Origin of the sequence: Mesosutterella faecium (assembly GCF_022809315.2) — a bacterium.
In the GTDB taxonomy this organism is placed as follows: domain Bacteria; phylum Pseudomonadota; class Gammaproteobacteria; order Burkholderiales; family Burkholderiaceae_F; genus Mesosutterella; species Mesosutterella faecium.
In genome coordinates, this window is record NZ_JAKZJU020000001.1 from 2,103,363 (window position 1) to 2,125,368 (window position 22,006).

At 65.2% G+C, this 22,006-nt stretch carries 19 protein-coding genes; 16 read left to right on the top strand and 3 right to left on the bottom strand.

Annotation, left to right across the window (positions count from 1 at the left end; genetic code table 11):
- Positions 1-13: 13 nt before the first annotated feature.
- The gene (locus tag MUN46_RS09440) at positions 14-1,345 is read right to left on the bottom strand and encodes a sodium-dependent transporter (protein ID WP_243376975.1); all 1,332 of its coding nucleotides are present in this window, start codon (positions 1,343-1,345) and stop codon (positions 14-16) included.
- A gap of 194 nt (positions 1,346-1,539) precedes the next feature.
- Here MUN46_RS09440 and MUN46_RS09445 point away from each other — a divergent pair, with 194 nt between their 5' ends.
- The 10 genes from MUN46_RS09445 (at position 1,540) to MUN46_RS09490 (ending at position 12,705) form a co-directional block, all read left to right on the top strand.
- Entirely contained in the window at positions 1,540-1,911 is a 372-nt protein-coding gene (locus tag MUN46_RS09445; protein ID WP_243376976.1) for a hypothetical protein, read from the top strand.
- Between the two features lie 194 nt (positions 1,912-2,105).
- Positions 2,106-2,819: a DUF6803 family protein gene (locus tag MUN46_RS09450; protein ID WP_243376977.1), complete on the top strand. Its 714-nt coding sequence runs from the start codon at positions 2,106-2,108 to the stop codon at positions 2,817-2,819.
- Between the two features lie 203 nt (positions 2,820-3,022).
- Complete coding sequence (locus MUN46_RS09455) at positions 3,023-3,442, top strand: PepSY domain-containing protein (RefSeq protein WP_243376978.1); 420 nt, start codon at positions 3,023-3,025, stop codon at positions 3,440-3,442.
- 170 nt (positions 3,443-3,612) lie between these two features.
- Positions 3,613-4,287 carry a response regulator transcription factor gene (locus MUN46_RS09460; protein ID WP_243376979.1) on the top strand — a complete coding sequence of 225 codons (675 nt, stop codon included), beginning with the start codon at positions 3,613-3,615 and terminating at the stop codon, positions 4,285-4,287.
- Positions 4,287-5,753 carry a sensor histidine kinase gene (locus MUN46_RS09465; RefSeq protein WP_243376980.1) on the top strand — a complete coding sequence of 489 codons (1,467 nt, stop codon included), beginning with the start codon at positions 4,287-4,289 and terminating at the stop codon, positions 5,751-5,753. Before MUN46_RS09460 ends, MUN46_RS09465 begins: the two co-directional genes overlap by 1 nt.
- A 755-nt stretch (positions 5,754-6,508) precedes the next feature.
- Entirely contained in the window at positions 6,509-9,070 is a 2,562-nt protein-coding gene (locus MUN46_RS09470; RefSeq protein WP_243376981.1) for an autotransporter outer membrane beta-barrel domain-containing protein, read from the top strand.
- A gap of 777 nt (positions 9,071-9,847) precedes the next feature.
- On the top strand, positions 9,848-10,258 hold the full coding sequence (locus MUN46_RS09475; RefSeq protein ID WP_243376982.1) for a TIGR04076 family protein: 411 nt from the start codon (positions 9,848-9,850) through the stop codon (positions 10,256-10,258).
- Positions 10,259-10,279: 21 nt separating this feature from the next.
- On the top strand, positions 10,280-11,401 hold the full coding sequence (locus MUN46_RS09480; RefSeq protein WP_243376983.1) for a phosphate/phosphite/phosphonate ABC transporter substrate-binding protein: 1,122 nt from the start codon (positions 10,280-10,282) through the stop codon (positions 11,399-11,401).
- Between the two features lie 21 nt (positions 11,402-11,422).
- Entirely contained in the window at positions 11,423-12,091 is a 669-nt protein-coding gene (locus MUN46_RS09485; protein ID WP_243376984.1) for a sensor histidine kinase, read from the top strand.
- On the top strand, positions 12,088-12,705 hold the full coding sequence (locus MUN46_RS09490; RefSeq protein WP_243376985.1) for a response regulator transcription factor: 618 nt from the start codon (positions 12,088-12,090) through the stop codon (positions 12,703-12,705). Before MUN46_RS09485 ends, MUN46_RS09490 begins: the two co-directional genes overlap by 4 nt.
- Positions 12,706-12,752: 47 nt before the next feature.
- Here the strand turns inward: MUN46_RS09490 and MUN46_RS09495 are convergent, their stop codons facing one another.
- Positions 12,753-13,094, bottom strand: coding sequence for a cytochrome c3 family protein (locus tag MUN46_RS09495; protein WP_281069875.1), 342 nt, complete (start codon positions 13,092-13,094; stop codon positions 12,753-12,755).
- Between the two features lie 239 nt (positions 13,095-13,333).
- Here MUN46_RS09495 and MUN46_RS09500 point away from each other — a divergent pair, with 239 nt between their 5' ends.
- A complete protein-coding gene (locus MUN46_RS09500) occupies positions 13,334-14,923 on the top strand; it encodes an FAD-dependent oxidoreductase (protein WP_243376986.1) in 1,590 nt (529 codons plus the stop codon).
- Between the two features lie 225 nt (positions 14,924-15,148).
- Here the strand turns inward: MUN46_RS09500 and MUN46_RS09505 are convergent, their stop codons facing one another.
- Positions 15,149-16,345 (bottom strand): hypothetical protein, encoded by a 1,197-nt coding sequence (locus MUN46_RS09505; protein ID WP_243376987.1) that lies wholly within the window; start codon positions 16,343-16,345, stop codon positions 15,149-15,151.
- A gap of 380 nt (positions 16,346-16,725) precedes the next feature.
- Here MUN46_RS09505 and MUN46_RS09510 point away from each other — a divergent pair, with 380 nt between their 5' ends.
- From MUN46_RS09510 to MUN46_RS09530, 5 genes are all read left to right on the top strand, one after another.
- Entirely contained in the window at positions 16,726-17,886 is a 1,161-nt protein-coding gene (locus tag MUN46_RS09510) for a 2-hydroxyacyl-CoA dehydratase subunit D (protein ID WP_243376988.1), read from the top strand.
- A gap of 22 nt (positions 17,887-17,908) precedes the next feature.
- Positions 17,909-19,234 carry a 2-hydroxyacyl-CoA dehydratase family protein gene (locus MUN46_RS09515; protein ID WP_243376989.1) on the top strand — a complete coding sequence of 442 codons (1,326 nt, stop codon included), beginning with the start codon at positions 17,909-17,911 and terminating at the stop codon, positions 19,232-19,234.
- A gap of 269 nt (positions 19,235-19,503) precedes the next feature.
- Positions 19,504-20,298, top strand: a complete 795-nt coding sequence (locus tag MUN46_RS09520) for an acyl-CoA dehydratase activase (protein ID WP_243376990.1) — start codon at positions 19,504-19,506, stop codon at positions 20,296-20,298.
- A 24-nt stretch (positions 20,299-20,322) separates the two neighbouring features.
- Positions 20,323-21,069 carry a hypothetical protein gene (locus MUN46_RS09525; protein ID WP_243376991.1) on the top strand — a complete coding sequence of 249 codons (747 nt, stop codon included), beginning with the start codon at positions 20,323-20,325 and terminating at the stop codon, positions 21,067-21,069.
- An 88-nt stretch (positions 21,070-21,157) separates the two neighbouring features.
- On the top strand, positions 21,158-21,949 hold the full coding sequence (locus MUN46_RS09530; RefSeq protein ID WP_243376992.1) for an ATP-binding protein: 792 nt from the start codon (positions 21,158-21,160) through the stop codon (positions 21,947-21,949).
- Positions 21,950-22,006: the final 57 nt, after the last annotated feature.

Here is a 22,006-nt window from a genome sequence, read left to right on the forward strand (position 1 = left end):
AAACCCTCCCCTGTCAGGCAAGCCCCGTCACAAGCACCGCGATCACGAGAACCGGGCAGGCGACCGTGAGCAGCACCCGGAAAAGCCGGTACCAGCCCTCCGGAAGGCTCGAGCCGGTCGCGACAGCCCGCCTGAAGGCAGGCCAGCAGAAGACGCTCGCGAGAAGGGCAACGGCAAGGCCCCCGAGCGGAAGCGAAATGTTGGACGTGAGGAAGTCGCACCACTCGAAGGGGTTGCGGCCGAGGAACTTCGAGTCCGCAAGCGGCCCGAAGGAGAGCGAGCAGAAGATCCCCACCGCCATCACGGCCACCGAGCAGAGCCCCGCTGCGGCCGAGCGCGAGAGCCCGTGCTCGTCCACGAGGAACGCCGCGTCGAGCTCCAGGAGCGACACCGAGCTCGTGAGCGCGGCAAAGGCGAGGCACGCGTAGAAGGCGATCGCGAAGAGTCCCCCCGCGGGCAGCTGCGCGAAGACCGCGGGCATCGTGACGAAGGTGAGCCCGGGGCCGGCGGCCGGGTCGAGCCCGAAGGCGAAGACCGAGGGCATCACCATGAGGGCCCCGAGGATCGAGGCGAGCGTCGTGAGCCCCACGATCTCGGCGCAGGAGCGAAGGATCCGGCTGTCCTGCGGGAGGTAGGAGCCGTAGGTCATCATGCAGCCGCAGCCCACGCAAAGGGAAAAGAACGTGAAGCCTAAGGCCGCGTAGAGGCTCTCGCGGGTGAAGGCCTCGGGCCGGAAGGCAAAGAGGTAGGCAAGCCCCTTCCCCGCCCCGGGGAGCGTGAGGCCGCGCACGATGAGCACGAGCATCAGGATGAAAAGCGCGGGCATCAGCACGCGCGAGAGCCGCTCGATCCCCTTGTTCACCCGAAGCGCGACGATCCCGGCCGTGAGCGCGAGGAAAAGCGCCTGGTAGCCGATCGCGAGGGTCGGGTTGCCGCTCACCGAAGCGAAGCGGGCCCCGAGCTGCGCCTGGTCGGTGACGAGCCCGCGCCCGATCAGGGCGTCGACGAGGTAGGCGATGGTCCAGCCCCCGATCGCCGAGTAGAAGGCGAGGACGAGAAGGCCGGTGGCGACTCCCATGTAGCCCACCGGCACCCAGCGCGGGCCGCCCAGCTTCCTCATCGTGGTCACGATGGAGCCGCGCCCCATGTAGCCCAGCGTGATCTCGGCCGTGAGGAACACGAACCCGAGCGTGAGCGACAGGAGCACGTAGGGGAGCACGAAGGCCGACCCCCCGTTGCTGCCCGCGAGCCACGGGAACTTCCAGATCGCCCCCAGCCCCACGGCGGCTCCGGCCGACGCAAGGACAAAACCGGCTTTCGAAGCCCAGGTCGCCCGCTCTGACATTTGCGCATCCTCCTGTTAGCAATTGCAACAGGCAACCTTATCACAATGCCCGGCGCTGCTGTCCCGGGAGCGCCCTCCGGGCCAGCTCTTCCTTAACATATCGAAACACGGCGGCGTTGACGCCCCGCCCCGGCAAAGGTAGAGTCCCTGACTGAAAGAATTCTCATTTGGGGATCTCCTCCACACTCTTGCTCATGGTTCACGCGAACGCTTTTCTGAGGACGGCGCTTGGAGCGCTCTTCCTCCTCGTTCTGGCCGCGGCGCTGCTGCTGCGGCCGGGCGCCGCCGTGAGCATGATGGCGGAGGGCCCGACCGCTTCAGCCGCTGCGGCCGCAGCCGCGCAGGGCGCGCACGCCTGCTGCCCGGACGGCACCATGCGGCTTCGCGCGCATGCCGCCGCCCCGCAGGGGGGCGGCTTCCACCACTTCTGCTGCGAGCTCACGCTCGCCGCGGGCGAAGCCCCCGAGGGCTCGGCGGCCCCGGCCCCGCAGGCCCCCTTCCCGGCGGCGAGGCTTCCGGCTCCGAAGCTCCTTGCGGCCGGCATCTACCGGCCGCCGATCGCCTGATTCTCCCGTCGCTGCGGCGCCGATTCCTGTTTGCGCCGCCTCTCTTCGGTCCTGCACCCGCTGGGGAAGGCACAAACGCCTCAGGCGGCCCCCGGGGGTCCGAAGAGCGCATGAAGCGCCCCCGGTCGCAGAACTTTTCGACCGCCCTGGGCCAAAGCTTTTATTCATTTGAAAAATTGACTGGAGAATTTCCTATGTCCATGACGCATTACATGGAACTGCTCATGGTGAACTCGCCCTGGAACCTGATTCTTTTCATGGCGATTCCCGTGATCCTTGCCGAAACCATTGCCATTACCGAACTCATCAACCTCTTCTCCCCTGGCCGGCACCCGGCCCTTGTCACCCTGAACCGCGTCTGCGGCGTGCTGGCGGGGCTCGTCTTCCTCGCGATCGGCCTCTACCTGATCCCCTCCGTCGTGGTGCCGGTGACCGAGTTGAAGCAGTGGCGCACCTGGGTTGACGTGGTCTCGGTGCTGGCCTACCTGCTGGCCGGGATCCCGATGATCCTCATCGCGCTGCTGCACGCGCGGGTGCTGATGCGCAGCGCCGCCGAGCGCGCCCGCCAGGGCTTCCACATCGGCTGCGTGGCCGCCTTCCTCGTGCTCTCGCACGTCGCCATGATCTTCGGCATGGTGGACCCCGCGATCGCGGGCTGGCAGGATCCGGCCGGCACGATGCAGATGCAGCACATGCACGGCTCCATGAACGCGGACGACCCCATGGGAGGCCACAAGATGGGCGAGGCTCCGGCCCCGCAGCCCATGCCGATGCAGGGCCAGATGGGCGAGCCCGGGGCCGGCTGCCCCTTCCACGGCGGCGCCGCCTCTTCGCCTGCTGACCCGGGCGCGGCCCACGAGCACATGGGGCACCAGGGCATGAACATGGGCGGCTCCGCGAAACCGTAACAAAGCGGGCGGCTTTTCTACACTTTTTTACCCCGACTTAGGGAAAACTAAGGAAAAGCTACCCGTGGGCTAAGTTTCGCCGCTTAGACTTCGTGTCAAGAGATGAGGGAGCGCGGCCCCGCCAAAGCGGCGGAACCTTTCCGCCCAAGGGGCCGCCCCCTCTTTGAACACTTGAACGCAACCACTACTGGAGGACATCCATCATGAAGAAAAGCGCTGCCGTTTTGATTGCCGCCGCCACTCTCGCCCTTTCCGGCGCCGCCTTCGCGGCCTCGGACGCTCCGGCCCCGAGGCCTCTGGGCGGCCCCGCCTACGGCCAGAACGTCAACCCGAAGATCGCCATGGCCGAGGCCGTGGCCACGGCTGAGAAGGCCTACGGCGGCCAGAGCCGCCGCGCGCAGCTGCGCGGCTCGCACTACGGCCTCGTCTGGGACGTGCTTCTGCAGGACAAGGACGGGAAGATGATCTCCGCGCTCGTCGACGCGCAGAGCGGCAAGATCCAGGCGGCCTTCGACCTCGGCAACCGCAGCACGAACGGCTACGGCTGCCCCTTCGGACCCATGGGGCCGCGCGGCCACTGGGGCATGGGCCCGGGCATGATGGGCGGCCGCGGCTGCTACTGAGCCGCACGCCTCAAAGGGGAGCGGCTGCCCGCGCTCCCCGCTTAAACTAGAGGGGCCGGAGAGAGACTTCCGCCCCCTCTTGTTTCCTGCCACGGAAGCCGCCCCGGCGCGGCTTCCGTTTTTCTTTTTTTCTGCGGGACGGGAGGGACGCCCTTCCCCCCTCTGGCGCCATGAAGATCCTGCTTATCGAAGACGACCCTTTCATCGCGCGGGCGCTCTGCGCCGCGCTGGAGAGCGAGGCGCACACCGTGCTCTGGGCCCCCTCGGGGCCCGAGGGGCTCGAGGCCGTGAAAAGCGGCTCGCCCGAGGCGGTGCTGCTGGACCTGGGGCTGCCGGGCATGGACGGGATCGACGTCCTGAAGAGCATCCGCGCGATGCCCAGGCCCCTGTGCGACCTCCCGGTGATCGTGGTCACAGCGCGCGAGGCGCTCGAGAGCCGGCTCGAGGGGCTGGACGCCGGCGCGGACGACTACGTGCTCAAGCCCTTCCACACCTCGGAGCTGCTCGCAAGGCTCCGGGCGGTCATGCGCCGCAAGGCTCCGATCGCCGAGGAGGTGCTGCGCTCGGGAAAGCTCGCGCTCAACACCGTCACCCACGAGTGCACGGTGGGCGGCACCACGGTGACCCTTTCCAAGCGCGAATACGCACTTCTCGCCGCCCTTCTCGTGCGCCCCGGGGCGATCCTCTCGCGCCGCGCGCTCGAGGAAAAGCTCTACGCGCCGGGCGACGAGCCCGAGGGGAACGCAATCGAGTACCTGATCCACGTGCTTCGCAAAAAAATTGGCCCCGGCTTCATTGAAAACATCCGCGGGCTCGGCTGGCGCATCAGGAAGGAGAGCGCCTGATGGCCCCGCAGCGCTCGAAGTCGCTTCTGTCGCGCACGCTGCTTGCGGTGGCCGTCTCGACCGTGCTCGTCATGGCGGCGGCCCTCGCCCTCCTGTTCCAGAACGTCCGGACCGACGCGCTCGCCACCCGCGACGCGCATCTCGAGGACATGGCCGTGGCGCTCGCGCGCGCGGACGTCGCCAACGTGATTCCCGGGGCGCTCACCATGGCCCCCGAGCAGTTCGAGAAGCGCCTTGACTCCGACGAGCCCCTTGTCGTGCGGCGCCGCCGCATGATGATGATGCCGGGCGAGACCGTGTTCGTGAACCCCATGAAGCGCACCGAAATTCCGGCGGGCGAGCCGGTGGCGATCCGCATGATGACGCTGCAGGGCCAGACCGTGCACGTTGCCTTCAATTCGCCGCTCCGGTCCGGCCTCACCACGCGGCACGTGGACGGCGAAGACCTGCGGATCTGCGTGGTCTTCCTGCCCACCGGGCGCTACACGGCGGTGGCCGAGCCGCTGCAGCAGCGCGACCGCTCGGCGATGAAGGCGGCGGCCGCCGCGGTGCTGCCGCTGGCCGCGCTGCTGCCGGTGCTGCTGGGCGTGATCGCCTGGGTCCTCTGGCGGGCTCTGAAGCCCCTGGACGCCGCCACGCGCGAGGTGGCCTCGCGGCGCGCGGCCAATCTGGAGCCTCTTTCCGTCGAAGGCGTCCCCGATGAGATCCGGCCCTTCGTGAACGCCGTGAACGCGCTCCTCGCCCGGGTGCGGGAGGCGAGGACCCGGGAGATCCGCTTCACCGCGGACGCCGCGCACGAAATCCGCTCGCCGCTCACCGCGCTCACGCTCGAGGCCGAGCACCTCGACCGCATCACGGATTCGCCCGAAGCGAAGCCCGTCGTGCGGCGGCTGCGCGAAGGGCTCGAGCGCTCGGTAAAGCAGGTCTCGCAGCTGCTTCTTTTCGCGCGGGCGCAAAGCGGCGAGGCCCCGGAGCTGCTGCGCCGCGACGCCCGCCCCTGGTACCTCTCGGAGCTCGCGGGCGAGGCGCTCGAGCCGCTGCTCGACCAGATCGAGAAAAAGGGCCTGAAGTTCTCGGCCGAGGGGCTGGATGAAAAGGGCGAGCAGCCCGTCTCGGGCGTAAGCCGCGCCCCGGCCTTCGCGATTTTGAGAAACCTCCTGGAAAACGCCGTGCACTACACGCCCGAAGGCGGCTCGGTCACGCTCGAGGCGAAGCGCACGGACCAGGGCCTCTCGCTCACCGTCCGGGACACGGGGCCGGGGATCCCGGAGTCCGAGCGGGAGCGGGTGTTCGATCCCTTCTACCGGATCAAGGGCACGGGAGTGGCGGGCACGGGCCTGGGGCTTGCGATCGTGAAGAGCTACGCCGACATGGCAGGCGGCACCGTGGCGCTTTCCGACGCAAGACCGGGTGAGAGACCGCCGGGGCTGTGCGCGGAGGTGTTCCTGCCCGCCTCGAAGGACTGACCTCCCCTTTTGCTTCATCTTCACGCGCGGCCCTAAAACAGCGGGAAAAAGAGTAAGCCGCGCAGACGTTCAACAAAAGCGGAAACAGGACCTTCGGAAACGGTCTGCGGCAGCCCGCCGCCGTCGCTGCGCCGGAAGCCCGAGGGGCCTTCGAACCGCCGGAGACGTACTGCCCTGAGCGAAGAATGAATCGACCCAGCCCCTCCACAAGCCTGAGGCCTTTCGCCGATTAGGCGGTCCGGCGGACACTCTGGCAGCGGATCCGCAGCGACAGGCTCCGTCCGAGTGACGTCACCCGCTTCAGCCGCCCGTCCATCTCCTGCCCTGCGCCGGCTCTGAGGAGGCGGCTGCCTTTGAGCGAAAAGCTCTCAGCCCCGCGGCGGACCGGGCTGAAGCTTCCGGACGGCTCCCTCGCCTCGGTTCGCTGCAAACAGGGATAAACGCCTGCAGTCGAATCAGTCCGGCGATTGGTCCGCAAGGCCTGATTTTCCCGTTCCTCCAAGAGCTCTGCGTCCGAAAATCCCGTTTCTTTGCTACCCGAAGCAACAGCCCCCTCGAGAGCGGGCTTCGCTCTTGTTTTGCTCTGTCCCCTGAGGGCACTGAAGCTTACAATAAAATTTACATGTATTAATTTTTCTTTACAAATATTAAATCCAGGCTTTATCTCAAAGGCCGCATTCAAAGGAGGAGAAATGAGAGTGGCTGAAAATTCAAGAGTTTGTATAAGGGGGGCATGGACAGAGATTGCCGCAGCGGTGTTTGCAGCCTGTACAGGACTGGCCGCGCTCCCGGCGGGCGCTGCTCAGATTGAGCTTCATGATGCAACCATTACAGAAAGGAGCCAGTCGCTTTCCAATGCCGAAGGCTACTATGTAAAAGACGGAAACCAAGCGACAATCACGTATACAGCCAGCAGCAGCGCGACCGAGCTCTTTTACAAAACATCGGTTGACCTCAACAATTCGGGCCGGCTCAATATCAAGGAAACGCTGAATTACTCGCTTTACAGTCCCATCTGGACGACTTATTTCCATGGCGGGAGCGATTCCGCCCTGGATATCGAGGCCTCGACCACCCAAAGTTACTCATCAATTCTCGGCAACTTTGATTTTGACACCAATGCAAGAATCGCTGCTGACGGCAAGCACAATGTCCTGATCGACGTGGGCACGGCGAGCTTGGTCAACAACATGGAGCCGTATCACTACGCCATTTACACCTCATACCGGGACAACGGCCAGCCAGGCGCATGGGTAGAGGTGAAGGCGAAGAAAATAACGCTTAAGGCCGGCGAAGCCGTTTTCGCTCAATCAGGCAACCGAGTGACCCTGAGCGGCTTTAACAACCTGGACATCACCTCGGGGACCAAATCCGCGATCCGCACTTTGAGTGATTCCACAGTCGAAGTTCTCGGCAACTCCGGCAGCACGGCGACCATTTCCAATGACGGCAGCAAATACGCCGCCATCCAGAGCGGCCAGGCGGGCGCCTCCACTGTCCTGAAGGCCGGTAGCCTCATCATGAACTCGACCAACAACTCGGCGGTCGATGCGGAAGTCGGCTCGGTGGCCATTCAGGCCGATCAGATCCAGGCCGAGACCGGCGTGACCGGAACGCAGTCTGTAAACACCTCCTCCAACAGCGGCGGCAACGGCAATGTCTTTGTGGTCAAGAGCAACGGCGAAGTCACCTTTAAAAACTTCAACGGCAGCTCCGATCCCTCCAGCTTCAAGGCGACGGGCAATATTTATGTGGAAGACGGCGGCAAGGCAGTCTTCCCCTTTGCCGGCTCTTCTTCCTCCCTCACGGGCGGTGCGCTCGTTGAGGGCGGAAGCGCCGCCCTCCAGTTTAAGAACGGCGCGTCCTGGAACATGACCATGGACAGCTCGGTTTCCAACCTGGAGGTGGAGAGCGCAGCGATCAACGTCGGCTACAACGCGCCGGAAGGCACCTACCGGAAGCTCACGATCGGAACGCTCACCGGCAGCGACGGCACGTTCAGCCTACGGGCGGATGTGAACGCCGACAAAGCCGACCAGATCATTATCACGGACAAGGCGAGCGGCAGCCACAAGCTCTTTGTCGCGGGCAGCGGCTCCGAGCCGCTGCCTGAGGCGATGTCTACCTTCCTCGTCCAGGAGACCGCCTCTACCGTCAGCGCGGGCAGCGACGCGACCTTCGCGCTTGCAAACCAAGGCGGCTATGTGAATGTGATCGATCAGGGCAATTACGTCTACACCCTCGCCGACCGCACGGTCGACACCGACTCCGGCCAGGCCCGCGAATGGTACCTGAAGCGCGTGGAGCGGCCCGTCGAGCCGGTCACTCCGGACGAGCCGGTCACTCCCGTCGAACCGGCCAATCCGGACAAGCCCGTCGTTCCGACGGTCCCCATACTGTCGCCTTCAGCCGCTACAGTGCTTGCCATGGGCAGCTCCAGCAGCATGACATCCAACTTCATCACGGGGCTCGATGACCTGAGGAAGCGCCTCGGAGACGCCCGTCATCAGGACGGGACGGGGCTGTGGGCGAGCGCGGGCGGCAGCTATTCGAGGTTCACGGGCTACCAGGGGAAGGTGCTTCGCAAGAGCGCCTTCCGCGTGAACGTGGGCGCGGACCGCAAGGCAGGAGACTGGATTCTCGGCGGCTACTTCCACTTCACGACCTCGGACGACAAGGCCCGCAACGACTGGAACACGAGCCGCGGCGACTCGAACTCGCAGAGTTTCTCGCTCTATGCGACCCGGCTCTTTGCGGGCGGCAGCTACCTCGACATCGTCGCGGGCGCCGACCTCTATCACCAGGAGATGCGCGGCACGATGCTTGACGGCCGCAACTTCAAGGGCAATTACACGACCCACGGCTTCGGAGTATCCGTGGAGGGCGGCCATCAGTTCTGCTTCGGCGAGAGGGGGGCGTGGTTTGTGGAGCCTTCGCTGCAGGCGTCCTGGTATCGCGCCGAAGGCGCGGACTACCGGCTCACGAACGGCATGAAGGTGGATGAGGACAACATGACAAGCGTCACGGGCCGCGCGGGCGTCCTCGCGGGCCGGCGCTTCTTCGGGGCTGACGGGAACTTCACGGGCGACCTCTACGTCAGGGGCGGCGTGCTCTACGAGTTCAACGGCGACCAGACGGTGCACGTGAACGGCGAAAAGTACGACGTGGACGGACTTGGAGCTCGCGGCTACGCGGGCATCGGCGGCGAGAAGTACCTCAACAAGAGCGTGAAGCTCTACGGGTACCTCGAGACGCAGCACGGCCACCGTTATGCCACCGAGCTTGAGGGACTGCTGGGGCTGAAGGTCTCCTTCTGAGCCCTTGAAGCAGGCACGCCTTGAGCAAACCGCCTCCGGCCCCTCCGCCGGAGGCGATTTTTTCCCTGACTTTTATGAAGCGGCGTCGTTTTCGGGGACGCAAAGTAGCCCAAAGCAATGCCCATGCCATTGGAATCAGAGCGCGGGCCTCTGCGAGAGGCTTTTACAAGGGGGCCGGAGAGCCGGGAATTTCAAAGGAGCCCTTTGTGTTTGTTCCATTTTCAATCAGGGCTTTTGGGGGCAGGATTGCCTGGGCTTAAGTCACCGAACGCTGGAAACCGCTTCGTAAAGCCGTGCTCTGCTGACTGGGCCACGGCCCTGTTGGTGACTGCGGTGCGGCCAGGCCCCGCAGCGTCAGGTCCGACGGAATTGATGCGGCCGACCGAAAAGCTCCTGACAAACTTATTGAACCGCAGCGCCCGAAACGCATTCGTCTCCGGGGTGAGAAACCGGCAGACTCCCTCTGAAATTTAGTGCGCAAGGGGCCGGGCCAAGGCCGGGATCGCGAGAAGCTGCCCGCCCGAGGACCGGGCCTGGGGCTCACGGGTCGTGAAGACCTACGCCGACATGGCAGGCGGCACTGTGACGCTTTCCGACGCGAGACCGGGGGAGAGCCCGCCGGGGCTCTGTGCGGAGGTGTTCCTGCCCGCCTCGAAGAACTGACGCCCCGCGTCCCCCGCGCAGGGCCCCGGGCTAAAATGACCCGGGGGAGCCGCCCCTCAAGCGTCCGGAAACAGAAAAAAAAAGCGGTCCCCGCCCTCAAAAGGAGAGCCCGCCATGAAGCACGAATGCAGGATCACGGTCCTCGAGACCAAGGTCTTCCCCGACTACCAGCAAAAGTACCTCGCCAACCCGCACTCAGGCCCCTGCCCCTGCTTCAAGGCGGGCGACACCTTCCTGCTGCGGCGGGACGAAGAGCAGGACGACTTCTACCACCTCATGAACGGGCGGTTCTGCGGCGAGGCCTGGGACGCGATCAGCAGGTACGTCTACACGGCGCTGCAGGGCGGCTCCATCATGCACCGCTGGACAAACGACGAGCGGGTGATGATCGCCTGCTGCAACGACGGCACGAGGCCCGTGATCTTCAAGATCGAGAGGATCGACATCCCGGAAACCGACGAAGAGCGCGAGTGGCTCTCGAAGCAGAACTTTAAAAACGGCGCAGACTCGGCCCATACGGGCTGAAAAAAAGGCAAAAGCGGGCCCATGGACAAACCTCTGCATCTCCCGCCCTCCCCGAGGCCGCGCGCCCGGGCGGCGCTTTTCGCGCTCGCGGCGGCACTCGCCGCGCCTGCCTCCCCCCTGACCGCCCAGGCCGCCCCGGTGCGGCTCGGGGTGAGCGAATTCGCGGACCTCTCCGTGAACGCCCCGATCCTGTCCGCCACCGAGCGGCTCCTTTCCGAGGCGCTGGGAGAGAAAAACCTCGAAGTGCGCACCTATACGGTCGCGGGGCTGCAGGCCGCGGCGAAGGCGGGGGACGTCGACATCATCATCTCCTCGGCCGGCACCTACCGGAGGCTTGCGCTCGAGGGCGCGGGGCTCGTGAACCTCGCCTCCGTCGCCTCGGACCGCTCCCCCGACCCCAACTACGCCGACGGCTCCGTCTTCTTCGTGAAAAAGGAGCGCGCCGACCTGCAGCACATCGCCGACCTCAGGGGAAAGACGGTCGCCGCGAACCACGCCTACGGGTTCTCGGGCTGGCAGATCGCGCTGGGGGAGCTGCGGCGCCGGGGCTTTGACGAGACGAAGTTCTTCGGGGCCGTCCAGTTCCAGGGCCACGAGGTCCGGGGCGTGATCGAGGCGGTGCGCTCGGGCCGGGCCGACGCGGGGATCGTGCGAAGCTGCCTGCTCGAAGACCTGAAGGAGGCCGGACGCGAGTTCCGGGTGCTCGACCCCCGCGAGGGCGACGCGAGGCTTGCCTGCGCGCACTCGACCGACCTCTACCCCAACTGGACGGTGTCCATCCTGCCCGGCACCCCGCCCGAGGTGAGCCGCCGGGTCGCGAAGGCGCTTTTTTTCATGCCGGAGATCGAAAACGGGCTTCGCTGGAGCGTCGCGACCGACTTCCGGGCCGTCGACCGGCTGCTGCTCGAGCTGAAGATCGGGCCCTACGCCTACCTGCGCGAGTTCAGCCTGCGGCGCTTCGTCACGGAGCACGCGCTGCCGATCGGGATCGGGCTTTGCCTTCTCGCCGCGCTCCTGCTGCACTCGGTCACGGTGGGCTGGCTCGTGAGGCGCCGCACCTCCGAACTCGAAGAGGCGCTCGAGAGGGAAAAGCGGCTCGAGCGCGAGCGCGCCCTTGCCGCCTCGAGGCTAGAAGATCTGTAGAAAGAAAGCATCATCGGACAGATGTCCTCGATCATCGCCCACGAGCTGCGCCAGCCGCTGGCCACGATCTCGATGTACTGCTACGGGCTCATCCGCCGCATCGAGGACGGGCGCGCGGACCGCGGGACCGTCGTCACTTCGCTGCAGAAAATCAGCGAGCAGAACGAGCGGGCCTCGGACATCGTGCGGCAGGTGCGCTCCTACGCGAAGGGCAACCGCGAGCGCAGCCCCCAGGACCTCGCGGCGCTTGCCCGCGCGGCGGCCTCCGACATGGCCAAGACGCTGCAGGGGAGCAAAACGAGGCTCACGCTCCGGATCCCGCCCGGACCCGTTCCGGTGCTCACGAGCCCGCTTGAGATCCGGATCATCGTGACGAACCTGCTGCGAAACGCCGCGCAGGCGCTCAAGGACGCCCCGCAGGGGGACATCGTGCTCGCGCTGCGGCGCGAGGGCGGCGAGGCCCTCCTTGAGGTGAGCGACAACGGCCCGCGGATCGACGACGCCCGCTGGCAGGCGATGACCGAGGAGCGGCCCGCCACGACCAAGGCCTCGGGGCTCGGCCTCGGGCTTTCAATCGTGCGCTCGATCGCCCGCGACCACGGAGGCCGCGTGGAGCTCGAGCGGCTCGACCCCCGGGGGCTTCTCGTGCGGGTGGCTTTCAGGCTTTTGGAACAGGGAGAAAAATCATGACGGCGCTCATCCGCCTTGTGGACGACGACCCCGCGGTGCTCGACGGGCTCACTTTCCTGCTGGAAGGCGAGGGCTGGGAGGTGAAGGCCTACGGCAGCCCGGGCGAGTTCCTCCGGGAGGACGCCCCCTCGAGGCCCGGCTGCCTCATCCTCGACATCAACATGCCGGGCACCTCCGGGTTCGACCTGCAGCGGGTGATGAACGAGCGCGGGTACCGCCTGCCCATCATTTTCCTCACCGGGCACGGCAGCATCGAGTCGGCGATTTCCGCCATCCGGCACGGCGCGGTCGAGTTCCTCGAGAAGACCGCGGACAACGCCCGGATACTCGAGGCCGTGCGGAGCGCGGTCGGGAAGTCGAGCAGCGGCTTTGCGAACCTCGACGTCGAGCCCTTCGAGGCGAAAAAGAGGGTGGCGCAGCTCACCGAGCGCGAGCGCTCGATCGCCCTCATGGTCGCCGCGGGCCTTCTCAACCGCCAGGCGGCCGAGCGGCTGGGGATCTCGGTGCGCACCGTGGAGGCGCACCGCCTCACCCTTTTTCGGAAGCTGGGCGTGAAAAGCGCCCCGGAGCTCACGACGCTGCTCGAGCTCGCGGGCGAGAAAATCGAGCGCTGAGGCAAAAAAAAGCTGGGCGCCCCCTTTTCATCCCGAAGCCCCGGAGCTCACGGCACCTTCATCGAGAACTCGTGGCACTGGTCGCACACGAGGAGGGGCTTTTTGTGGCCGGAATGACACTTGTCGCAGGCGCCCTCGCCCAGGTGCGAGTCGTGCGGGTTCACGTCGAGGTTTTCCGTCGTCTTCGCCAGGGCCTTGTAGCTGCCGCCGTGGCACTTGAGGCAGCTGTTCATGTCCGGGGCCTTGTCCTTGCCGGCCGTGTGGCAGCTCTCGCAGGCGACTCCGCGAGCGGCATGCCGGTCCGCGAGGAACTTCTGTTCGGCCGCTCCCGCGGTGGCCGAAAGCAGGAGCCCCGCGAGCGCCGCGGCGAGGATGAGCGTGTTCTTCATGGTCTTTCTCCTTTGTTCTTTTCTTTCCGGCGCCGCCCCAGGCGGCCGCCATGATGCACATTGTGTACCTCCGCACTACTTAAGTAGGTTGACGGGCGGCAAAACAATAATTATTAATAAATCAATATGTTATCTTGTTTTCCGTTGACGCTTCGCAAGGTACTTAAGTAGTTTCGTAAGCACAATGTCCTAAGCAGTCCGGCTGAAGCGGGCTGATCCGACACCAAGGAGAAGACAAGATGATCAAGCTGTCCAAGAGAAACTTTCTGAAGGGTGGCGCGGCCGCGGCGGCCGCGGCCCTGTGCGGCGCCGAGGCCCAGGCCCGCCCCGCGCAGCTTCCGAAGAGCTGGGACATCACGACCGACGTCGTGGTGCTCGGCTACGGCGGCGCGGGCGCCTGCGCTGCGATCACGGCGAAGGACGCCGGCGCGCAGGTGATGATCTTCGAGAAGATGGAGCAGGGCGGCGGCAACACCGCGGTCTCCTCGGGCGGCATGATGATCCCGAACGACGCCGACAAGGCGATCTCCTACCTCCTGAAGACATTCGACTTCGCCAATTCCGAAAAAGACGAGAAGCAGGTCCGCGCGTTCGTGGCCGAGGCCATGAAGTCGAAGGACTTCCTCTTGTCGCTGCGGCCCGAGCAGAAACTCTACATCTATGGCCACGCGGGCTTCCAGAACATTCCGGGCGCCGAGGCGATCGACAAGTGGCGCTTCCGCACCCCGAAGGGCTCGAAGCTGCGCGGCGGGGACGTCCTCTTCTCCAACTACCGCTACGCGGTCGAGGAAGTGCGCAAGATCCCGGTCACCTACAAGGCCCGGGCCCTCGAGCTCATCCAGGAAAACGGCGAGGTGCTCGGCGCCGTGATTGAAATCAACGGACAGAAGAAGACGGTCCGCGCGAAGCGCGCCGTGATTCTCGCCACCGGCGGCTTCGAATTCGATGACGTGATGCTCTCCAACTACACGATGGGCCAGAAGTTCCACCGCCTCGGCAGCCCCGGCAACACCGGCGACGGCATCCGCATGGCCCAGGCCGCGGGCGCCGACCTCTGGCACATGAATGCCCTCTCCTGCCCGCTCGGCGTCCAGGTTCCGGGCCTGAAGACTGCGCTGCAGTTCGGCATGCTTGCCCCGAGCTACATCTTCGTCGACCAGGACGGCCGCCGGTTCGTGAACGAGAAGTTCGACAACCACACGGGCGTCTACGCGGTGAACGTGCTCGACGCCGTGAAGCACCGCTATCCGCGCATCCCCTGCTACGCCGTCTTCGATGAGGCGGCCCGCAGGGAAGGCACCGTGGTGGGCGGCGCGACCTCGGGCTTCGCGATCAACCGCGAGGGCTACCGCTGGAGCCGCGACAACTCGGTCGAGATCGAAAAGGGCATCGTGAAGAAGGCCTCGACGCTCGAGGAGCTCGCGAAGGTGATCGGCGTGCCGGCCGAGAATCTCGCCGCCACCGTGAAGCGCTGGAACGAGCAGATCACCGCGGGCGCCGACAAGGACTTCGGCCGCCCGATCAAGAAGAAGGGCAAGGCGGTCTTCGAAGGCCGCGACGCGCCGATCCTCGCCCGGCCCCTGGGCGACGGCCCCTACTACGCGGTCGCGCTCTACCCGAGCCTCCTCAACACGCAGGGCGGCCCGCGCAGAAACGGCCTGGGCCAGGTGCTCAACCCCTTCAAGCGCCCGATTCCGCGCCTTTACAGCGCGGGCGAGCTCGGATCCATGTGGGGCCACATCTACCAGGGCGCGACGAACAACTCCGAGGCCTGCGTCTTCGGGCGGATCGCCGGCCGCACGGCCGCGGCCGAAAAGCCCTGGTGCTGAGTTCCGCGGGGCGGGCTTAAGGTGCGGCGCTTTTTTAAAGGGGCCTCTCTCCTCCCCTTGAATGAAAGCTCCGCCCCGTTTCCCCCGGAGCCCCTTTTCTTAAGCCGCTGTCCGAGCGCTTCGGGCAGCGGCTTTTCCGCTCAAGGGAAAACGCTCCCATGCAGGCGGGGCTTCCTTTTTCCCTGCCGCCCGCAGGCTCCGTCCGCCCCGCGGCAGTATTCCGCCCTACGCTGAAGGGCCGGCCGCGGTCTCTGCGGAGGAAGTGAGCGCCGGGCGCTGCGCCGGGGGTTCTTCTTTCTGCGCCCTCTTTTCTTTCTGTTTCCGCTCCCATTCCTGATTCCTTTCGATAAAGACGGGCTCCTGTTCGAGCACGATCTCCTCGAGCCGCTTAAACGCCGCCTTATAGGCCTGCTTCTCAAAGTGGAATTCAAAATCGTACGGATAAACGGAGCGCTTCACCTGCGAGTGCGTGAAATGAAACCAAACCACCTCCCCGGGCCGCTCGAGGCAGACCGCGGTAACGCCCCATTGGACAGGGCTCAGGCATTCTGCGCTGAAGCAGAGGGACAGATAGCTGCGCTCCGGCTTCTTTTCGGATTTCTCAGGCCTTAAATAAGACAGCAGGCCCTGGGCGTGCATATGCCCGTATTCATCGTCCGGGTTCCCGGGCTCCCTTCCGTCGAACCGGGCCTCGGCCTCGACGATCATCGCATCGAGCCTGCGGCCGTCGACGAGGATCCTCACGGCAGGATTTTTGGGCCATCCTTCCCTCAGCGCCCATTTTTCTCCGGCTGCGGCAGCGTCAAAAGACTCGAACTGGAGCGTGTTGAATTTTTGCCCTGCGGCCGATCCATCCGGCTCCCCCCGCGAGGGCTGGCACAACTCCAGCTCTTTCCATTTTTCATCTGATTCCTGACCCGCTTCAGAACGTATGCGCTCCTCCTCGCGCGCGAGCTCCGCGAGCCTGTCGAGCGCCGCCTCATAGGCCGCCTTCTCAAAATGGAATTCAAGATCGTACGGATAAATGGAGCGCTTCACCTGCGTGTGCGTGAACTGGAGCCAGACAACCTCCTGCGGCTTTTCCTCGCAGAGGGCGTACACGCCCCAGCAGTCCGTGTACTGGCAGGCATGGCAGCAGCTGAGATCCGCCCAATGGGTTTCGCCGGGCCTCAGGCCTTTGCGGGGCCTGAGCCCTCCCAGCAGCACTCGGGCAGACATGTGGCCGTATTCACTGTCCGCCCTCCAGGGAGACAGTCCTTCGAACCGCGCCTCGGCTTCAACGAGAATCGCGTTGAGGTCCCGGCCGTCGATGAGGATCCTCACGGCAGGATTGCTGGAGAAACCAGGGTCCAGCGCCCACTCTTCACCAGCCGCGACGGCGTCAAAGAGCTCGAATTGAAGCGTGTTGAATTTCCGTTCCATGGCTGGCTCCTCTTTGTTCCCTGACGCCCGAGGGCATGCTTCCAATATAAATCCCGAAAGTGACCGGGAGCTGAAGCGGGGATCGGGCGGGGATGGGCTTCCCCGGCGCTTCGGGGCCGCCCTCCCTCCTTAGAAACTGTCGATTGGACAACGGTTTCAAATCCCTCCGGAGGCTAATCTGTTTTTAGTTAGAAATAACTAGAAGAAGGCGGCCTTACGCCCGATGGTTTCCTTGCGGAAAGACCCCCCTCTTCCGGATTCAGGCGCCCTGTGGGGCCCCCGGTTCCCGGGGATTCGCTCCCGGCGCGCAGAAGAAAAAAGGAAGAGCCCCGAGCCTGCAAAAAAGCAGCCGGGGTTCGCACAAACAGGAGGCATCTCTCATGAAACGGACAAAACCGACCCCGGTGCTTGACTGGTTCAAGCGTACGGCCCAGGTGCTTGAGAATCCCGAAACCAAAGCCTGGAAGGCCGCGGGCGGGAAAGTGATCGGCATGTTCTATCCCGACACGCCCGTGGAGCTGCTCGAGGCGGCCGGCGCGATGACCTTTTCCTTCCGCGGGAACACCGCCGAAGGCACGGAGATGGCCGACGCCTACTTCAAGCCGCTCGCCTGCGAGTTCACGCGCGCGACCTTCAACGAGATCCTCGAGGGCAGGTACGGGTTCCTCGACGGAGCGGTCTGGTTCAACAACTGCGACCACATGCGCCGCATCTGGGACAACTGGAAGGCCTGCAGGAAGGACTGCCCGGCCTACTCCTTCATCTATTTTCCGAAGAAGAGGGACGACAACGGCTACGGCTTCTTCAAGGACCAGGTGCGCGCGATGATCGCGGCGACCGAGGAGCGCTTCGGCGTCAAAATCACCCCGGAGAAGGTCCGCGAGGCGATCCGCGCGACGAACGAAACCCGCCGCCTCATCCGGGAGCTCTATGAGCTGAAGAAGGGCGAAGAGGTGTACCTGGACGGCGCCGAGACCGCCTCGGTCCTCATGACGCTCAGCTCCGTGCCTCGCGCCGTGGCGAACGAAAAGCTCGCCGCGCTCATCAAAGAGCTCAGGGCCGGGGAAGAAACCGTGCGGCCCGCCTGCCGCTTCTTCTACGACGGCTTCCACGCCGACCGCCCCGAGATCATCGGGATGCTCGAGCAGGACGGCGGCGTTGTGGTCTGCGACTCGCAGGGCAACGGGCTTGCCTCCGCGGCCTGCGACATTCCCGAGGAGGGCGACCCGATCGAGAACGTCATGCACTATTACTACTGGGACAAGGTGCCGCAGCCGCGCGTCTTCGGCACGCAGAAGCAGAGGCTCGACCGGGTCGAGGCGCTCTGCCGCGAGTTCAAGTGCCAGGGCGTGATCGCGATGCGCATCGCCTTCTGCGACCAGGAGGCCTTCGAGCAGCTCATGCTGCTGTGGCGCGCGAAGAAGAACGGCGTCCCCTTCATGCAGCTTGAGACCACCTACAGGCCCGAAGGCATCGGCCAGATCCGCACCCGCATCCAGGCCTTCCAGGAAAGCATCGCCTCGCGCACCGCGGCCGCCTGACAGAGAACAAAGGACAAAGAAAATGACAGAAGCGAAAACTGACCTTTCCAAACTCGACGGCACCGAGCGCACCCAGGAGTACGTCGACCGCCTGAACGGCATTCTCGCGCAGATGTCCAAGGCGCCGGCCGAGCAGAGGAACCCGATCGTCGAGGCCCTGCTCGGGCTCTTCCGCGACTGGAACCAGGACAAGATCAAGGCTTACCGCGAGGGAAAGCCCATTGCCGTCACCTGGTACGGCAACGCCCCCGAGATCCTCAACGGCATGGGCATCCTCAACTACAACCCGGTGGTCGACCTCATGATGCACCTCGGGTTCACGAACTACGCCGACGCCTACAAGTGCGACTCGTTCCCGCTCGACGGCAACGTCTGCTCGCTCATCCGCTACGCGATCTACGCCGTGCAGAACAGGCTGCTCGTGAAGCCCTCGGTCATCATCGCGATGGGCGAGCCCTGCGACGGCGAGCTCATGGTGCACCAGGCGATGAAGGAAAGCGACTTCTTCGGCAGCGCCCCGATCTACCAGATCGACCCCTCCTACGGGCACGACAGGAAGGACTTCGAGTACGTCGCCCGGCAGCTGAAGGAAATGGCCCACTGGCTTGAGAAGGTGACCGGCGCGAAGTACGACTTCAAGCGCGTGGCCACCGTGGTGGACGAGACCAACGAGCAGTACCGGATCTGGAAGGAGATCAACGAGTGCATGAAGGCCTCGCCCGCGCCGTTGCCGGGCTTCACGGTGCCGGAGGTGATGTGGCCGCTCACCCAGCACCTGCCCGCCGGCGACCCGCGCTGCACGGCGGTGGCCCGGATGCTGCTCGGGGCCGCGCAGGAGAACGTGAAGAAGCACGTGGGCCCGGTGATGAAGAACGAGATCCGGATCGTCTGGCCCGACCTCGATCCGCTCTGGAACGGACCGCTCACCGAGTGGCTCGCGAAGAAGTGGAACGCGACCGTCGTGATGACCGACCAGCAGTACTCGAAGCCCTACGAGGTGATCGACACGAGCAGCGAGGACGCGATGTTCTACGGGCTCGCCCGCCGCGCGGTCTTTGAGGTCCCGATGATCCGCCAGGGCCGCGGCTTCGTCGACGTGCTGATCGAGGACCTCACCGACATGATCAACGAGTACCACCCCGACGTCGTGATCGCCCCGGGCCACATGGGCCACAAGGACAAGGCGGGCAACACGCAGTTCCTGAAGAAGGTCTGCCGCGACATGGGCGTGCCGCTGCTCAACCTCACGACGAGCCTCTTTGACGAGCGCTACACGCCGCTCGAGAAGGTGGAGAACGACATCAGCAACTTCCTGTCCGTGAACGGCTTCAAGCCCAATCCGGACTAAGCTGCCTGAAGCCTCCCCGGCGGGGCCCTTCCCCGCCGGAGAAACAGCCCTGCCATCCCGCCGCCCCGGTCCATCCGGAGGCGGCGGGATCGCTTTTGGGAGGATACGAACCTGCTGCGGGCCCCATGGACACAAAGAGAAGTGTCAGTTGGGCAACGGTCCGCTCTTCCTCTCTCGGGTAACCTATCCATAGATAAAAATAATTAGTCGAAGTCCGGCGCGCCTCTCCGAAAGGGAAGCGCTTTCAGCCCGGAAGCAAGGAGTACGAAATGAACATCTACGCAGGCCTTGATCTTGGCAGCACCACGGGAAAGGTCGTCCTGATCGACGACGAGAAGAAGATCCTCGGCTGGTCCATCGTCCCCGCCGTGGGCGGTCCTGAGAAGACCGCGGCGCGGGCCCGCACGGAGGCCTTCCTCAAGGCGGGGCTGCCGCAGGACACTCCGGTCGCCTACCTCACCGCGACCGGCTACGGCCGCAACAGCTTCCAGCAGAAGAACGAGGAGATCTCGGAGATCTCCTGCCACGCGCTCGGCGCCCACGAGCTTGCGCCCTCGGTGCGCACGATCGTCGACATCGGCGGCCAGGACTGCAAGGTGATTTCAATCAACAGCCGCGGCCGCGTGATGGACTTCCAGATGAACGACCGGTGCTCCGCCGGCACCGGCCGCTTCTTCGAGGTGATCGCGCGGGTACTCGGCATCTCGCTCACCGAGCTCTCGGAAAACGCCCTCAAGTCCTCGAACCCGAGCCCGATCTCCAAGCAGTGCTCAGTCTTCGCCGAGTCCGAGGTGATCTCGCTCGTGAACCAGGACGTGCCGCTGCCCGACATCTGCGCGGGCGTGACCGAATCGATCGCGCGCCGCATCAAGGGCATGATCTACAAGGTGGGGCTCGAGGAGGACCTCGCGCTCACCGGCGGCTGCGCCCAGAACAAGGCGCTCGCCCTCGCGCTTGAGCGGCACCTCGGGGTGAAGCTCGCTCGTCTTTCGGAAAACCCCCAGATCATGGGCGCCTTCGGCGCCGCGATCTTCGCCCTCGAGCACTCGAAGGCCGCCGCCTGACAAAGATAAGAGGCAGAAAAAGCAATGAGCACGCTGGAAAAAGAAGTGGGAGAGCTGCAGAAGGCGCTGGAAGGGCGCGCCGCGGAAACCTTATCGACCGCGGGGATCGAGCCCGCGGCGAGAAACGGCCGCGCGGGCCTCATCCTCGAAGGCGAGGCGCGGGCGAACCTGGGCTCGCCCGAGATCCCGAGCGCCCGCTACCTCCTCTATTCGAACGCGGAGCTGCCCGGCGGCGACCGCGTGAGGCTCATCGGGCGGGAGCTCTCGGAGCTTCCCCGCGAGCCCGTCGCCTTCGCGCAGGCCGCGGTCCTCTACGGGCCCGGGGTCACCTCGGAGGTCTTCTACCAGTTCATGCAGCGCCACCAGAGGCTCCTCGACCAGCCGGGCTTCATGGTGAAGACCGCGAAGGACAAGCTGATGGCCCGGGTCCTGCCGGAGGCCGCAGCCAAAGGACTCGAGGCGGTCTCCGCCACCTTCCTCGACCGCGTCCACGCGGCCTTCCCGCAGGTGCAGGCGGTGGATCTCCTCTGGGTGACCGGAAACGAGGCTCTCGTGAAGGAGCTCGAGGCGAAGGCCGAGGCCGCCTCCGAACTTCTCACCTCGATCAAGGCCGGGGTCTGGAAGGAGCGCGGGTTTGACTACAAGTCCTGCCAGCTCGCGGGCCACTGCGGCTCGTGCGCCGACAAGAAGACCTGCTCCTCCATCCGGCAGATGGAGGCGAGGGTGAAGCTCAAGCACCGGCGCGAGGCCGCCTCGCAGGCCGCCGCCTGAAAGGCGCGGCCGATCGTAATTTTCATTCCTCGCCCGGGGTCCCAAAGGGGCCCCGGGGCGAACTTAAAGAAAGAAAAGGACAGGGAAAATGGCTGAAAAGCATATCCAGGGCAAAATTGTTGCCGTCTGCGGCAAGGGCGGAGTGGGGAAAACCGCCTTCACCACGATGCTCACTCGAGTGCTGAAGGACGACCCCGCGACCGGGCGGCTCCTCGTGGTCGACGCGGACCCCGCGATGGGGCTGCTCTACGCGCTGGGCGTCGACACCAGCAAGTCGATCGGCGCGGTGAGGGAGAAGATCCTCGAGGCGGCCGAGAAAGGCACCGCGGGAGAGAAGGCCGAGGTGGCCGAGCAGCTCGACTACCTGATCCTCAACGCGCTGCAGGAGGCCGACGGCTTCTCCTACCTCGCCATGGGCCACATGAACGCAAAGGGCTGCTTCTGCTCGGTGAACGACCTGCTGCACGACTCGCTCGCCCAGCTCGTGAACCAGTTCGACACGATCCTCATCGACGGCGAGGCGGGCATCGAGCAGATCAACCGCCAGGTGACCGACCACGTGAACACGCTGCTGCTCGTCACCGACTCGTCCTTCCGCGGCCAGCAGACCGTGAAGACGATCGAGAAGCTCGTCGCCGACGGCTACGTCCCGGCCTGCGAGCGCATGGGCGTGGTGCTCAACCGCATCCCCGGCGACGAGCGCTCGAACGAGGACCTGAAGAAGGTCTTCAACCTGCCCGTCTACGGCTTCATCCCCTTTGACAGCGAGGTGGAGCAGTTCGACCGCAGGGGCGAGTCCCTCATGGGGCTGCCCGCGGGGAACGCGGCCCTCAAGGCCGTGCGCGCGACGATCGCGGCGGTCGACGCAAGCGAGCGCTGAAAATAAGCGCAAGCCTTCTGAAAGCTCTGAAGCCGGCATGAAGCGCCCGGTCCCTTT